The organism is Mesorhizobium sp. AA22 (assembly GCF_001672375.2).
GTDB lineage: Bacteria > Pseudomonadota > Alphaproteobacteria > Rhizobiales > Rhizobiaceae > Mesorhizobium > Mesorhizobium wenxiniae.
This window is the reverse complement of the sequence record NZ_CP048406.1, coordinates 6,325,888-6,340,690: the sequence shown is the minus strand read 5'-3', so window position 1 is coordinate 6,340,690 and position 14,803 is coordinate 6,325,888. Positions and strand designations below refer to the sequence as shown.

11 protein-coding genes and 1 pseudogene are annotated in these 14,803 nt (G+C 61.2%); 7 read left to right on the top strand and 5 right to left on the bottom strand.

Annotation, left to right across the window (positions count from 1 at the left end):
• Window positions 1-43 precede the first annotated feature (43 nt).
• The 4 genes from A9K68_RS29915 to A9K68_RS29900 are packed head-to-tail and all read left to right on the top strand — an operon-like array spanning window position 44 to window position 4,788.
• Window positions 44-835: an ABC transporter ATP-binding protein gene (locus tag A9K68_RS29915; protein WP_065008830.1), complete on the top strand. Its 792-nt coding sequence runs from the start codon at window positions 44-46 to the stop codon at window positions 833-835.
• The gene (locus tag A9K68_RS29910) at window positions 832-2,079 is read left to right on the top strand and encodes an SfnB family sulfur acquisition oxidoreductase (RefSeq protein WP_065008829.1); all 1,248 of its coding nucleotides are present in this window, start codon (window positions 832-834) and stop codon (window positions 2,077-2,079) included. Before A9K68_RS29915 ends, A9K68_RS29910 begins: the two co-directional genes overlap by 4 nt.
• Before the next feature lie 31 nt (window positions 2,080-2,110).
• Entirely contained in the window at window positions 2,111-3,286 is a 1,176-nt protein-coding gene (ssuD, locus tag A9K68_RS29905; protein ID WP_065008828.1) for an FMNH2-dependent alkanesulfonate monooxygenase, read from the top strand.
• On the top strand, window positions 3,283-4,788 hold the full coding sequence (locus tag A9K68_RS29900; RefSeq protein ID WP_065008827.1) for an FAD/NAD(P)-binding protein: 1,506 nt from the start codon (window positions 3,283-3,285) through the stop codon (window positions 4,786-4,788). The genes ssuD and A9K68_RS29900 overlap by 4 nt, the downstream gene beginning before the upstream one ends.
• Before the next feature lie 444 nt (window positions 4,789-5,232).
• Here the strand turns inward: A9K68_RS29900 and A9K68_RS29895 are convergent, their stop codons facing one another.
• Complete coding sequence (locus A9K68_RS29895; RefSeq protein ID WP_065008892.1) at window positions 5,233-6,291, bottom strand: class I SAM-dependent methyltransferase; 1,059 nt, start codon at window positions 6,289-6,291, stop codon at window positions 5,233-5,235.
• A 747-nt stretch (window positions 6,292-7,038) separates the two neighbouring features.
• Window positions 7,039-7,350, bottom strand: a complete 312-nt coding sequence (locus A9K68_RS29890; RefSeq protein ID WP_065008825.1) for a hypothetical protein — start codon at window positions 7,348-7,350, stop codon at window positions 7,039-7,041.
• A gap of 35 nt (window positions 7,351-7,385) precedes the next feature.
• Here A9K68_RS29890 and A9K68_RS29885 point away from each other — a divergent pair, with 35 nt between their 5' ends.
• Entirely contained in the window at window positions 7,386-7,610 is a 225-nt protein-coding gene (locus tag A9K68_RS29885; RefSeq protein WP_141246629.1) for a hypothetical protein, read from the top strand.
• 1,999 nt (window positions 7,611-9,609) lie between these two features.
• A complete protein-coding gene (locus A9K68_RS29875) occupies window positions 9,610-10,275 on the top strand; it encodes an isoprenylcysteine carboxylmethyltransferase family protein (RefSeq protein WP_348626644.1) in 666 nt (221 codons plus the stop codon).
• A 22-nt stretch (window positions 10,276-10,297) separates the two neighbouring features.
• Here the strand turns inward: A9K68_RS29875 and A9K68_RS32160 are convergent.
• The 3 genes and pseudogenes from A9K68_RS32160 to A9K68_RS29860 all read right to left on the bottom strand — a co-directional run.
• Window positions 10,298-10,498: pseudogene (locus A9K68_RS32160) on the bottom strand (EamA family transporter); the annotation flags it as partial.
• A 256-nt stretch (window positions 10,499-10,754) separates the two neighbouring features.
• Window positions 10,755-12,317, bottom strand: coding sequence for an LTA synthase family protein (locus A9K68_RS29865; RefSeq protein WP_065008821.1), 1,563 nt, complete (start codon window positions 12,315-12,317; stop codon window positions 10,755-10,757).
• Window positions 12,278-12,772, bottom strand: a complete 495-nt coding sequence (locus A9K68_RS29860; RefSeq protein WP_065008820.1) for a hypothetical protein — start codon at window positions 12,770-12,772, stop codon at window positions 12,278-12,280. Before A9K68_RS29860 ends, A9K68_RS29865 begins: the two co-directional genes overlap by 40 nt.
• Window positions 12,773-14,000: 1,228 nt before the next feature.
• On the opposite strand from A9K68_RS29860, the gene A9K68_RS29855 reads away from it, so the two are divergent.
• Complete coding sequence (locus A9K68_RS29855) at window positions 14,001-14,801, top strand: YggS family pyridoxal phosphate-dependent enzyme (RefSeq protein WP_065008819.1); 801 nt, start codon at window positions 14,001-14,003, stop codon at window positions 14,799-14,801.
• The last annotated feature ends 2 nt before the right edge of the window (window positions 14,802-14,803 follow it).

The following is a 14,803-nucleotide window of genomic DNA, read 5'->3' as shown; positions in this document are numbered from 1 at the left end:
AAACTGGCCAGTCGCGCTATCCAGCTTCCCAGCGGAGTCATCGATGTCCAGCCCGCACTATCCGATACTGTCAGTCAGCAGCGTGGAAGCTGTCTACAACGGCTCCATTGCCGCCCTGCACGGCGTCGACCTGTCGGTTGGGAGGGGCGAGATCGTCGCGCTGCTCGGCTCCAATGGCGCCGGCAAGAGCACCCTGCTGCGCGCCGTATCCAATCTCCTCCCGGCCGAGCGCGGCGCTGTTACCGCCGGTCGGATCACCTTCGATGGTGAGGATGTTTCAAGAGCAAGCCCCTCGCAGCTCGTCCGCAGCGGCCTCGTTCAGGTCCTCGAGGGCCGGCATTGCTTCCGTTCGCTGACGGTCGAAGAGAACCTCTTCACCGGCGCGCTCGGACGCTCGTCCTCTCGCACCGGCGTCAAGGCCGACCTCGATCGTGTCTATTCACTTTTCCCAAAGCTCGCCGAGAAGCGGCGAACCCGGTCCGGCCTCACTTCCGGGGGCGAGCAGCAGATGACGGCAATCGGCCGCGGTCTGATGTCGCGGCCGAAACTCTTTGTTCTGGACGAGCCGTCGATGGGGCTCGCGCCGCTGATCGTCGACGAGATCTTCAACGCCCTGAAACGGCTAAACCGCGACGAAAGCCTTTCGATCCTGGTTGCCGAACAGAATTCGGCGGTCGCGCTGAAATACGCCGACCGCGCCACCGTACTCGAGAACGGCGTCAGCGTCCTCGAAGGATCGGCTGCCGACCTGCGCCAGCGCGCTGACATCAAAACCTACTATCTCGGCGGCTCGCCGCTTCCATCCGACCATTTCCCCAAGGAGACCGCAGCATGACCATCCAATCGAAGCAGCCGTCCGAAATCCGCAGCGCCGTGCCACCGGTCGAGCGTCCGTCAGCCAAAGCGCATGTTATCAGGACCGACGCCGAGGCGATCGCTGTCGCCGAAAAACTGGCCGCCGAATTCGCCAAGGATGCCTCCAAGCGGGACCGTGAACGCATCTGGCCGACGGAAGAGCTCGATGCGTTTTCGCAGAGCGGCCTGTGGTCGATCAACGTGCCGAAAGCCTATGGCGGGCCGGAGCTCTCCTATGTGACGCTGTCGAAAGTGATCACCATCATCTCGGCGGCCGATCCGTCGCTGGGCCAGATTCCGCAGAACCATCTTGGCGTTGTTGCCGCCATCCGCACCGTCTCCGACGAGGCGCAGAAGAAGCTGCTGTTCGGCGAGGTGTTGTCCGGCACGCGCTTCGGCAACGCGTTCTCCGAATTCGGCTCCAAGCGGGCGGCCGACTTCGAAACCAAGTTCGTCGACGCCGGTGACCATGTCGTCGTCAACGGCCAGAAATTCTATTCGAGCGGCGCGCTACTCGCGCATCTGGTCCCGATTGTGGCGCTCGATGACGAGGGCCGCGCCTGGTATGCCATCGCCGATCGCGGCGCGCCCGGACTGACGGTCATCGACGACTGGTCGAGCTTCGGCCAGAAGACGACGTTGTCCGGCACGGTCCTGCTCGACAATGTGAAGGTGCCGAAGACGCATCTGGTTCCCGGCTATAAGGGCTACGACCGACCGACGGCCGATGGAGCCATCTTCCAGATTGTCCAGGCCGCGGTCGATCTTGGCATCGCCAAGGCGGCGATCGACGAGACGGTCGATTTCGTGCGCACCAAATCGCGCGCCTGGATCGACAGCGGCGTCGATCATGCCTGGCAGGATCCTTATACGATCCAGTCGATCGGCGACCTTCGTCTGCGCGCCAATGCGGCAGAGGCGGTTCTGGAAAAGGCCGGGCTTGCCGTCGATCGCGCCGTCGCCGACCCGAACGAGAAGACCGTTGCTGAAGCGCAGATCGCTGTGGCGGAATCCAAGATCCTCACCACCGAGATCGCCATCAATGCCACCAACAAGCTGTTTGAGCTCGCCGGCACGCGCTCGACGCTGGCCGAGCACAATCTCGACCGGCATTGGCGCAACGCCCGCACCCACACGCTGCACGATCCGGTGCGCTGGAAATACGCGATCCTCGGCAACTACTACCTCAACGATGTCAATCCGCCGCTCCATGCCTGGAGCTGAGCGAGGCGCGTCAAGTCACAGAGGACCATTTATGAGCACTGCCACCCCCGACAGGATCAAGGTCCTGTGGTTTCTTCCGACCCATGGCGACAGCCGCTATCTCGGCACCTCCGAGGGGGGCAGGGCGGTCGACTTGCCCTACCTCACCCAGGTCGCCAAGGCGGCCGATGCGATCGGTTACTATGGCGCGCTGCTGCCGACCGGACGCAGTTGCGAGGACAGCTGGGTCGTGGCTTCGGCGCTGGCGCCGCTGACCCAGCGGCTTCGCTTCCTTGTCGCCGTCAGGCCGGGCCTGCAATCGCCGACGCTCGCCGCGCGCATGACCTCGACGCTCGACCGCATTTCCGGCGGACGCCTGCTGATCAATGTTGTCACGGGCGGCGACCCGGTCGAGAACAAGGGCGACGGCATCTTCCTCAGCCATGACGAGCGCTATGAGGTGACGCGGGAATTCCTCGACATCTACAAGGCCGTGCTGCGCGGCGAAACCGTCGCTTTCGAAGGCAAGCATTTCCGCATCGAGGACGGCCGCCTGCTGTTTCCACCTATTCAGTCGCCACACCCGCCGCTCTATTTCGGCGGCTCATCAGAGGCGGCCAATGCGGTCGCCGCCGAGCAGATCGACAAATATTTGACTTGGGGCGAACCGCCGGCCGACGTCGCCGCCAAGGTTGATCATGTGCGCGGCCTTGCCGAGAAGGCGGGACGAGCGGTGAGTTTTGGAATCCGACTGCATGTTATCGTCCGCGAAACCAATGACGAGGCCTGGGCCGATGCCGACCGGCTGATCAGCCGCCTGGACGACAAGACCATAGCCGAGGCGCAGAAGGTTTTCGCGCGCATGGATTCCGTCGGCCAGTCGCGAATGAGTCGCCTGCATGGCGGCCGTCGCGACAAGCTCGAAATCAGTCCGAACCTGTGGGCCGGCGTCGGCCTGGTTCGCGGCGGCGCCGGCACCGCCGTGGTCGGCGATGCGGCCATGGTGGCGGAACGGATCGACGAATACCGGCGTATCGGCATCGATACCTTCATCCTCTCCGGTTATCCGCATCTGGAGGAAGCCTATCGCTTTGGCGAACTGGTGCTGCCGCTGTTGCCGCTCGATCATGAAATCTCGACGCGCCCCACGGCCGTAAACATGGGGCCCTTCGGCGAAACGGTGGCCGGCGACCATCGACCGTCGGCACTGCAAGCGAGTCAATCTTGAGCGCCAGAGAATCGGGCAGGGGACCCGTCGTAGTCATCATCGGCGGCGGCTTTTCCGGTGCGGCGACTGCGTTTCATCTTGCGCGGCTTCTGCCCGCCGGAGCTGCCGATATCGTGGTCGTCGAGCCCCGCGAGGGGCTCGGCTATGGTCTGGCCTATTCGACGCCCGATCCTTCACACCGCATCAATGTGCCGGCGTCGAGGATGACGCTGATCTCCGGCCAGGACAGCCACTTTGCCGACTGGCTGGAGCAAACTGGCGCCACTGCGGACGACCCCGAGGCCATTGCCGCCAATGGAGCGCTCTACCCGCAGCGTCGCGTTTTCGGGCGCTACGTGCAATCCCATCTTCAGCCCTTTCTATTCGGCAAAACGATCCGCCATGTCAGATCCGCGGTCGCGTCAGCCGAACTCAGGGGCGAGGGCTACCACCTGATCCTCGCTGATGGAGGAACGCTCGCAGCGGACGCCCTGGTGATTGCGACGACGCATCCGCCACCGACCTTGCCATTGCCCCTGCAGTCCGTAGCTGGTGCAGCCGGGCTGGTAGCCAATCCCTATGATCTCGAAAAGCTGGAAGCGATAGGACGCTACGACCATGTGCTTGTCGTCGGCACTGGACTAACGTCGGCGGATGTCATCGCAACGCTCGACCGCAATGGCCATCGCGGTCGCATCACAGCACTTTCGCGCCATGGCTATCGGTCGCGAGGCCATGCGGCTACGCATGCCGATCCGATCGGCGACTTCACCGGCCTGCCTTCACGCAGCGCCACCGTGCTGCTCAGGCGTATCAGGTCGACCATCGCAACCGCCGCGCAGCAGGGCGAAGGCTGGCACCCGGTGCTCGACGCAGTCCGGCGACAAGGGCAAATCATCTGGCAGGCCCTGCCGCTCGCTGAGCAACGCCGCGTCGTGCGCCATTTGCGCGCGCTGTGGGATGTGCATCGCTTCCGCATAGCGCCGCAGGTCGCAGTCGTGCTCGATCGCCGGCTTGCTGAAGGCACGCTCGCCTATCGCGCTGCATCGATGACTGGCGCCGAGCGGGTCCACGGGCGCGTTGGTGTCACGCTGCGGCCAAGACGCCAACACACCCAGACGATCGAGACGTTCGACAGAGTGATCGTCACAACCGGGCCGGCGCATGCCGATATTTTCCGGACCAACACGGCAATAGCCGCTCTCGGGCGAATGGGACTGGTCCGGCTAGACCCGATTGGTCTTGGCTTGGCGACCGACAGCCAAGGCCGTGCGGTCGGGACATCCGGCCGACCGTCCGACAGCATTTTCGTCAGCGGGCCTCTGGCGCGCGGCAGCGTCGGTGAATTGATGGGAATTCCCGAGGTCACCGCGCACGCCGAGCGCATCGCCGATGAAATTCACCAATGGCTAGGATACAGACTGCGTTGCCTCGCAAGGCGTCGTGAAGCTGCAGACACGATGAGCCTGTTCAGATGGCAGTGTCGGAACGCATTGCGAAGATGGAAAGCGCTTTCGAGTTGATAAATAGGCCACTGGTCGCGTGGCGCTCATGGCGCTGTTGGGTTTCTCGCGGATAGGACTTGACGTTGCGAGGTCTGGGGCGGGTCCGTTTGACACTCCCGTCCAGATCCGCTCGACCTCCGAGGTGCCGATCTCCTTCCCAGACTTCGTATCGGCCGCCTGCTTGGCGGCAACCGCAATGATGACGACGACCAGAGACGATCAGCCCATCGCGGCGGGTCGAGAAAGCACTGGGCGGGAAGACGCCTACATCGAGGCCGCCCGCCTTGTGACCGCAGCAAGGGAAAGAATCTGCCGCCGGACATCGACGTCAGTGGTTTAGAGAAGGCGGCTCGGCAGCGAGCTCTGCGTAAACCCAGACGCCTTGAAAATTTGCCGATACACGTGCGTCCGGATTTTGGCGGTGATCTTCACGATGAGCTACAATTTCTAGCGACGGCCGCGCTAGGGGCGAGCCTCCAGCACCATGTTGAACGGCGTCTCCGCGGCGCGACGGAATCGCTTGAAGCCGCCGGCGGTCACCACCTTGCGCAACCTCGCCTCGCCGGCCTGGGCGCCAAGCCCAAGTCCGACCTCCTGCGACAGCGAAGCGGGCGTGCACACGAATGTGGAAGCGGCATAATAGACGCGTCCGACGGAATTGAGGTTCGCCGCTAGATGGTCATGCGCCAACGGCTCGACGATCATCCAGGTGCCATTCGGCTTGAGCGACCCGCGGACATGGGCGGCGGCGCCCTCTGGATCGCCCATGTCGTGAAGGCAATCAAAGAAAGCGACGAGGTCATAAGTGCCGGGATAGGTCTTGGCGGCCGCGACCTCGAAGCGCGTGTTGGCGCCGACGCCGGCTTCCTCGGCCGCCTTTCGGGCACGCTTGATCGAAGCGGAGTGATAATCGAAGCCGACGAAGCGCGAATTGGGGAAAGCACGCGCCATGAGCACGGTCGATGCGCCGTGACCGCATCCGACATCCCCGACCTCCGCGCCGCGTTCGAGCTTCTCGACTACGCCCTCCAGCGCCGGCAGCCAGGAGTCGATCAGGTTGGCATTATAGCCTGGACGGAAGAACCGCTCCGTACCGCGAAACAGACACGCGCTATGATCGTGCCATGCAACGCCCTTGCCGGACTGAAATGCCTGCCTCACCTTTTCTTCATCGAGCCACAGCGCGGACAGGAACTCGAATGCGCCAGCCATGAAGGCCGAGCTATCTTCATCGGCGAACACCGACTCCTGCTCGGCGTTGAGATAGAACTCGTCGTTGGCTTCATCGTAGTCGACGTAGCCCGCCGCTGCCTGCCCGGAAAGCCATTCCCTTACAAGGCGTTCCTGGGTGCCGGTCCGTGCCGAAAGTTCGGCGGCCGTCATCTTGCCGCCTTCGCGCAATGCCTTGAACAGGCCGAGCCTGTCCCCCAGCACGACTCCCGCGCCCGTAGCAATCGCGCCGAGATCGCCGACCAATTTCCCCAAGAAGGCGTCCAACTTTTCCTGACTCGCTTCAGGCATCGGAATCTCTCGTTGTGGGCGCGATGTTGCCGACCTTGCACCCCATATGGGCAACGATCGGCGCAGGTGATCGCGGATGACGACCACCTCCATGCCGTCGTCGAGCAGGAAATCCGTCACTTTTCCTCGTCGGTAACGGGCGGAGCCGGAGCGGTCGAAGGGCAAACGAGATCGCAGCAGGTATCCTGGGCAGCCCGTCAGACATCGATGGCTCCGGTTGTGGTGACGGGCGATAAGCAAGTTCGCGGCGAAGTGATTGTTCCGCGGCGGCTATATGTTTCGGTGAGGTGATCATGCGTCTTCTTGTCGGTCGGTCGTGCTTGCGGACGACGTGCATGTACTGTGCCAAACGAGGAAACGATTTAAACGCAATCCAGTAGATCTGACTTTGTATCCGACATTGTCGGAAATTGGACACCGCCGAACGCGAAGCGCTCGGGGCTTGTGACGATACTTGCGCGTGCTCCTTCGGAGGAGGATATGATGCGCCTCGAACCGGCCGCGAGGCCTTCCTGCCCTTTAGGGCGCCAGATCAAGTTGAGCGCCCATACCAGTGAGCCGTCCCGTCGCTTAGTCCAACACGTTTTTAGCTTAGCGTCGCGGTCCACCTCACCGCGCTCTCGCCATCCACCTTCTGCGCGACCCCAGCTAAACACGCTCTGCGATGATTAGGATACCAACCTGGTCCGGCCGGCCTTGCTTGCCCGCGAAACTTGAGGCGTTCGTCGATCGGATAGAGGCTTCGATTCAGGAGACCTGCTTCGTGATGCGGCCATGATAGGCCGGTCCCTCACCGACTGCCGCGCGCTCGGAAGAGATCGTCAGCATGCCTCGCGGCTTCATGAACAGGGCAGCGGCGACTACCGGCGAGATAATATGGCCGGTCGCCGGAGCCCGTATCGGGACAGCATCGCCGGCTGGTTGGTGGCGTATGATCGGAGGGCGACCGATGTCCCTGACCTTTCGACGCGGCTCCAGCTTTGCGAGCAGTCGCTCGAGATTCGAGAAACTACCCGTGTAGCCGCGCTGTTTGATACCGTGGAACAGCTGCTCCAGCACTGGCTGAGAAACGCCTCGAAATGTAAGGTGACATCGTGTTCAACGCCGTCCTGCGTCAGTCGGGTGGCGTGTCGAAGAGTCAGCCATTTAGCGATGCTGCGCCAACCATAGCCGGTATGACCGGCGTCGGCACGGGACAAGCTCATCCTTCCGGAGGGCATGAACATTTCGAACACCATCTGCCGCGATTGTCGATGAGCGTGGCGCACCTGGCGCCTGTGCCTTACCTCAATATGCGGACCATCCTGAAATCAGATTGACTTGCGGGCTCCCGATGTCGGGCGAATTGAGAAACTGCACCCCTATTGCCTCATCGACGAATGTTACCAAACGATTTGGCTGGTGGAAGAGCCGGCGTCGTCCAGTCGCCAGGGCCGACCTGCCGCCAGGCTTTTACCGCCATCTGCACCGTCCGCAGGCTTTTGTTCGTGAACCGTGTCTGATCGACCGCGCATGAAAACGTGCGAACTTTCATGGTGGCGCACCACGAAACGCTACTGCAGAGCCAACCGAGCCCGGCCGGCGACGTCAGCAAGGGGCTCTCGTATAAGACAAGCCGGGGTCCGGATTTCTCCCAGATCATCCACGATTTAAATCAAATTCGCCTTTGGATATTGACGATTGCGCGACCCTCACCTCGTAGATGGCCAGCGCGGGCGGCAACTGAGAGGTCATATGACAAGCGATTTTTCCGCCGCGCGAGTGCATCTAGATCGAGCGTATCATTACCTGCGAGGCGATGACCCGATGAGCCAGAGGGGGCGCGGTGTAGGTTCCATCATCGATGTAGGCGGCAGCTATTCCGGAATGGCCGCCGCCCTGCAGTTCCGCCGCGCCGGCGCCAGGTTCCAGTGATCGACGCCGGGCTGCGGCGGACGCTTTTTGCCAGTCATTCGCCTGCTTCCTGCCCCAGGACGACGTCGATCCGGCCAAAATCGCGAACGGTCGCCTGAGCAGCTTTCGCGCTGCGAGACGCTCGCCTGGTACGACGGAACGGCCGAACGGGTGAGGGGAGCCGCGACTCTTTCGGCTTCCGACTCGCCGACGGGCCTCGGCGGAGGGCCGTTGTAATGGACGCCCATGTTTGCCCGCTGCAAAGGCTGCAGAGAACTCTGCCCTGGAGCAGGCGGATCCTTCGCGGACTGTCCCGGCGCGGCGCTGCATTCCATAAGCTTGTTCGTTGGTGGCGACACGCTCCGGGTTGGCCTTGAAGCGCTCCCAGTCGATATAACCCGGATGCAGGTCGGCATCCGCCACTCGGCCATATTATTCACCTTGATCTGCGAGAGGCCGCCGCCCGGCCGGGGACGACCACGCGTTCGACCGTAGAAGAAGGCGCCGGCATATCTCGGTTATGCAGGACTCGGATGCGGCCGTGCTGTGGCGGCGCCCACATGCGTTCGCTGCGGTTCCTGCGCAGTCGTCGCGGGAACAGGATGCCGTTGTCGAGTGTCACCTGCCGCTGACGAGCCTCTCGCCGCTCGGTGTCACCCAGCACTCCCAGCGATAGCGCATCACCCCGGCCGACAAAACCAGATCGCGCACAAGGATCGTCTTGTATCCCTTGAAGCGTGAGTCCGCAGGAGCGCTCTCCGCAACCGTCACCTCGCGGCTCACGCGACCGGCCGTCGCGCTTGGCGCCGCGACGGCGTCGCTTCCCCTCCGGCTGCGTTGCCCATTCCGACGGCTTGGTCGGCTTGTCCGGAGGGCGATCCTTGAGGGTCTGGATCTCGGCGCGCAGCGCCTGGTTCTCGATCTCAAGGCTCTCGACTCGGCCTGAAGACCGCGCACTAAGCCGATCAGCGCAGCGAACGGCCCGCGGAGCTGAGCAAGCGACAGGCCTTCAAGCGGATTAGTCGGTGGTGGCGTCCGCAAATGGTGAATCACGAACGCGCTCGCCGCAAACCCCCTCCGCCAAATCTGATCCGGTTACGGCTCTCGACGTGACCCAGAGAGCTGGAAGAAGCCTCTGCGAGACTACAAGTGTAACACCATATTGGTTTAGCAGATCAAGCTTCGGTGGTAACCTACGTGGGGTAGAGAAACGACTTTGGAAGCTGAGCAACGGATCGCGATAGCAAACGGACACGTGCAGCTGGAAGTTCATCCCGCGACTGGAGGAGCGCTGGCCGAGGAACCCCGTAACCACCTTGACCTTCCAGACGGGCCATTGACCAATGTTGCAGAACGGTTAGTAACCGCTAACCCGCGCGATACAGCACGCGATTTTGAGAGCTTCAAACCTGCGGAGAGGACTGCTTGGCGCGAGTCCCCGAAAAAGCCTTTGTCGAAGGAACCATGATGTCCGCTTCCATTGCCCCGCAACCATTTAATCAGCGGAAGAGACTTTTGGTCGTCCAGGCCCTGAGCATAGCGGCGATTGGGTCGCTGCTATTCTCTCGCCCCGGTTGGGATGAAGCATCTAGCCTTCACGAGGTCGTCGAGATGATCGGTTTTGTTCTGATCCTCGTCTGCATATTCGGGAGGTTGTGGAGCATCCTCTATGTCGGGGGGCGGAAGAACAGCGAGTTGGCAGTCAGCGGGCCGTACTCGATCACCCGCAATCCCCTATATCTGTTTTCGACGATCGGAGCATTCGGCATCGGCCTCATTTTCGGATCGCTCATCGTTGCATCCGCTCTGGGGGGGTGCACCTATGCGGTTTTCGGAATGACTGCCCGAAAGGAAGAGACGTTTCTTCGTGACAAATTTGGTCCGGAGTTCGAAGCATATGTGGCAAGGACGCCGCGGTTCTGGCCCAAGCCGTGGCTGCATCAGGACAAGCATCAGCACACGTTCTCCACACACGCATTAAGAAGCACATTCTTCGATGCCCTCTATTTTCTGGCGATCTTTCCAGCCATCGAAGGCATCGAATACCTCCAGGTAGCTGGCTACCTGCCCACCTTTTTTTGGCTGTTCTGATCCTAAAGACGGAGCAATAAGCTTTGTAGCGTACCAGAACCGCGCCTGTTGCGATCGAGGCAACCCCTGCCCAGTTCGACGACGATGTTCCTTGAGGAATGTCACTCCGAACACCGCCACCAGCACGAGGCTCAGTTTGTCGACAGGGGCAACGCGTGCTGCGCCTCCCAAAGTGGAGCGCGCGAAAGTAGCAGATCCACGATGCACCTGTCGCCACCCCGGATTGTCCTGCGTCACGTAATCCTCCAGGCACTCGGGAAGCAGTGCCGCTTGCCGGCGATCCTCGCCCTCGACAAACCGCTTTAGCCCGACTCACCTCGCTGATCGGGAATCACGTTATCAAATCAACGTATTTCCACGACAGGCTGGACCCGTTCCGGCCATTGCCGTTGCCACCACGAAGGGTCTTGCAAGGGATTGTTAAGGTCCTCACACCTCTGGGTGATCACCGGAGCAGACGTTGTGGCACGGTGGCTTTGTTAGCGCACAGGTATGGTGGGTGTGGTCCTGGACGGAGGCGCGCGTCGCTTCGGGTTTGGCAGGCGATGCACACCGAACCGGCCGAGTGCCAGCGTGCCGTTGTCAAGAATACTTGGAATGCGGCGTGAAATATCGCGCCAGTGCGAGGCATATTGATAGACGGCTACGGTATCTTCGACCGCGTTGTGGTCCACGGCGCTTTCAGGTTGCACCTCCTCACCCTTCATCTGGACGATTTGCTTCTTGGGCTCAAGGATCGTCGTGCGGCCATGCAGGATCATGGCCACCTTCTGGTAGTTGGAGATGTAGACCGGCCGCTCCGGTTCGTCCGCTTCGATCAGGTCGTCGCCGAAAAAGCGGCTGCGATAGCTAGCCTGCAGCAGGGCAAGCAGCGACGGCGCAATATCCACCTGGCTCGCCAGCCGGTTGATCCGGCGGGGCTTGACAAAGCCCTGCGACCAGATGATGCACGGTATGTGGTATTTGTTCATGTCGATCTCGACCTTGCCTGCGACGCTCGCCGTATGATCGGCGACAAAGACAAAAACGGTATCCCTGAACCACGGTTTCGCCGATGCCTTCTTGACCAGTTCCCCGATCGCGTAGTCGGAATATTTGACCGCCCCGTCGCGCCCGCCCGGCGATGGGATGTCTATGGCGCCAGCTGGATAGGTAAAGGGCCGGTGGTTTGACGTGTTCATGACGAAGCTGAAGAAGTTCTTGCCGGCTTTCGCCGAGGCGTCGGCTTGGCGGATCACCTCGTCATAGAGATCCTCATCGCTAACGCCCCACGCATTGGCGAAATGCACATCGCCTGCCGCCATCGTAGCGCGGTCGACGATACCGAAGCCGTTAGTGGAAAAGAACGCGTTCATGTTGTCGAAATAGCCGTAGCCGCCATAGAGGAAGCGCGTATCGTAGCCCGAATCCTGGAACACCGAGCCAATGGTGAAGAGATTGTCGTTGCCGGGGCGACGCAGGATCGATTGCCCTGGGGTCGGCGGGACTGAGAGCGCGATCGCTTCAAGCCCGCGCACGGTGCGTGTGCCGGTCGCCCGCATTTCCGTGAAAAGCAGGCCTTCAGACGCCAGCCGGTCAAGGTTCGGTGTCAGACTTTTCGGATTACCGAATGTGCCCATGAACTCCGCACTCATGCTTTCCATGCCGACCAAGATGACGTTCTTGCGCAGCATCGGCCCCTCGGCTCGAATGTCACGCGTGATGTCGTTTAAATCGGTGCTTTCGAACGGCTCGTGATCTTCCGCTAAAAGGTCGCGTGTCCGTTCGGCCGCCTGTTTCTCGGGCATGGTCCGATAGAAATTCGCGAAATCGATCTCATTCGAGAAGAGGGCGCTAACCAAACCGTAGAGTCCGTTGCCCCCGAGTTCGCGGGCGATCGCGCTCGGCATCGGCCGTGTGATCGAATCGGGCGTCACCAACACGCCGGCGGCGGCCATTCCCGTTATCGTCGCAAAGACCGCCAGCCGCTTCATGAACGGCGGATGCGGCGCGAAGCCTGCCTTCACCTGGCGGCGGAGCAGATAGGCCCCGCCGACCGCCAAAGGCCGATGCCGGCAAGCAGCGGCACCACCGGATAGCTCTCCATGATGTTCTGGATCACTTCCTGCGTGTACACGAGGTAGTCGACCGCGATGAAATTGAAGCGCGTCGTGAATTCGTCCCAGAAGAAATACTCGCTGACCCCCTGCACGACCATCATAAACAGGAAGATTGCGAAGCCCGAGAGCCCAACTGCGCGGTCAAACCGCTTTCCGGCCCACGAAACTGGCAGGAGCAGCGGGAAGAGGAGAAAGACCACGAGGATTGGAAGCAGCGTGACGATATCGAACCAGAAGCCAGTGAAGAAAGGAACCAGCCAGTCGGCCGGATGTAAAGACAGGTCTTTGGCCGAAACCAGCGACAGCGCCAGCCTGACGAGGAACTGAGTCAACAGGAAAAGCAGGATGAACGGCTTCAGCCTACGAAAGAACGCACCGACCGATTGAGCAAAAGTCATAGCAAGCCTCCGAAGCAGCTGGATGTCTGGGCAATTATGCCTTGTTTTCAACCTTGGCAACCGTCGGGACGAGATCGATCGCATGGCTGCGATGCCGATCCCCGATTTGGCCCGCGCGAGTCCGAAACTTCATCGACGGTGGTGGTAGCGGGACGATGTGAAAGGTTCGCGGCGAAGGTGATTTGTTCTCCACTTTGAAGGCGCTGCATCCAAATCTCCCCTGTCTGAGAAGGTGGATGGGCACGAAACGCCGAGCACCGTCCTGATGTTGCCGGGCCTCACTCGAGCATCACCCGAGCAGCATCACGATCAACGTCACCTGGCGTTCGACAGCTTTCTTGTCGCCTCTTCGCCTTTCCCCTCTTTGCCGAAATATCCCCAACAAACCGCTGCTCTATCGCCTGGGGATCTTCTGGTTCTCTGCCTTCACGCTCGTTGCTGCCGTCACCTACGCGCTCGAGTGTCGAACGCCTCACTCATCGACCAGCTATTTGTCGGTCGGGAGCGACCAGCAGCAACAATCGAGAGGATCATCTGACATGAAACAACTGCTTTACGCCGCAAGCGGGCTTGCCGCTGTCACCTTCTGCCGAGCACCGCAATGCTCAGGATGCCTCTTGGGGGTGCCAAGTTCTGTTGTGCGCGGCTTCGTCCAATCCATCCTGGCACGGCGGTCCGTACCGCGTTCCGCCCATGAAGAAGCTGATCTCTGCCATGGCGAAGCCCGGTTTCTCTTGGCCCGGTATGCCACGAAGCGAACGCCGCAGAGCCGGGCCGCCAAGAGTACGCCGACCTGCCCGGAAGGCTCGGACGTTGGTTACAGCGAGCGTGGCCGGGGGGAAACCGCACGGAACCGAACAGATACACAAAGACGGCCAAACACTCAGCGGAGACGCATCCGAGACTGCCAATTCTGCCACCAAAATGGCGGTCTTTCTGTTTACCGATACGCATCTAAGTTCTCCGTTCTTCTCCATAACGATTATTACTGTGCCGGTTTACCGCTGTACCAAGAAGTACCCCCCCCGCGGCTGCATCATGGTCCATTTAGGCACGTTCGGCTTTGTCCGATAGCCGACAATGTCGGGTACGTAACGTAATAGAATCTGACCAATCACGTTTCTAAATGCTTTCTGCTTTGGCACGGTACATGCGAGGCTACCCGCAAAACGAGTGCGGACGAAGGAAAAGTCTCCCATGGTAACGAAAACCGCTGCGAAGGATCACAATGGGCACGAACAATCCGCCGCTTTCGCCCGAGGACGTCGAACGCTTCGGGCCTGATCCCCTTACCAGCTTCCGCACCAATCTGGCGTCGGTTGAAGAGCGCATCACGCTTGCTTGCGCACGGGCCGGGCGCGACCGTGCCTCCGTGCGGTTGCTGCCGATCACCAAGACGGTGCCGGCCCATATCCTGCGATATGCCTTCGACGTCGGCATCAGCACCTTCGGCGAGAACAAGATTCAGGAGGCAATGACAAAGCGCGAGGCGCTTCACGATCTCGCCATCGACTGGAGCATCGTCGGACATCTGCAGACCAACAAGGCCAAATATCTGACCCGCTTCGCGCGTGAGTTTCATGCGCTCGACAGCCTGCGGCTCGCCGACCTTCTGAACACGAGGCTGGAGCGCGAAGATCGCTTCCTCGACGTCTATGTGCAGGTCAACACGTCTGGCGAGGACAGCAAGTTCGGCCTCCATCCGAACGCACTGCTGCCCTTCGTGGAGACCCTCGATCAGCTTCCCCGTCTCCGGCCATGCGGGTTGATGACACTTGCGCTGTTTTCCTCCGACATGGCCAAGGTGCGGCCTTGCTTCATTCTGCTGCGCCGGCTGCGGGACAAAGCCGTGAAGCACAACGCCGCGCTCACCGGGCTCTCCATGGGTATGACCGGAGACTTCGAGGAAGCCATCGAGGAAGGCGCCACTGTCGTGCGCGTCGGTCAGGCCATCTTCGGCAAACGGCCGACGCCTGACGGCCACTACTGGCCGGGTTTCGCCCCCACCGACCGAGGAATTGAACCATGATT

Coding starts and splice junctions, on each gene's coding strand:
- A9K68_RS29910 (WP_065008829.1), top strand. CDS start 832: ATGACCATCCAATCGAAGCAGCCGTCCGAAATCCGCAGCGCCGTGCCA.
- A9K68_RS29855 (WP_065008819.1), top strand. CDS start 14,001: ATGGGCACGAACAATCCGCCGCTTTCGCCCGAGGACGTCGAACGCTTC.
- A9K68_RS29915 (WP_065008830.1), top strand. CDS start 44: ATGTCCAGCCCGCACTATCCGATACTGTCAGTCAGCAGCGTGGAAGCT.
- A9K68_RS29895 (WP_065008892.1), bottom strand. CDS start 6,291: ATGCCTGAAGCGAGTCAGGAAAAGTTGGACGCCTTCTTGGGGAAATTG.
- ssuD (WP_065008828.1), top strand. CDS start 2,111: ATGAGCACTGCCACCCCCGACAGGATCAAGGTCCTGTGGTTTCTTCCG.
- A9K68_RS29860 (WP_065008820.1), bottom strand. CDS start 12,772: ATGACTTTTGCTCAATCGGTCGGTGCGTTCTTTCGTAGGCTGAAGCCG.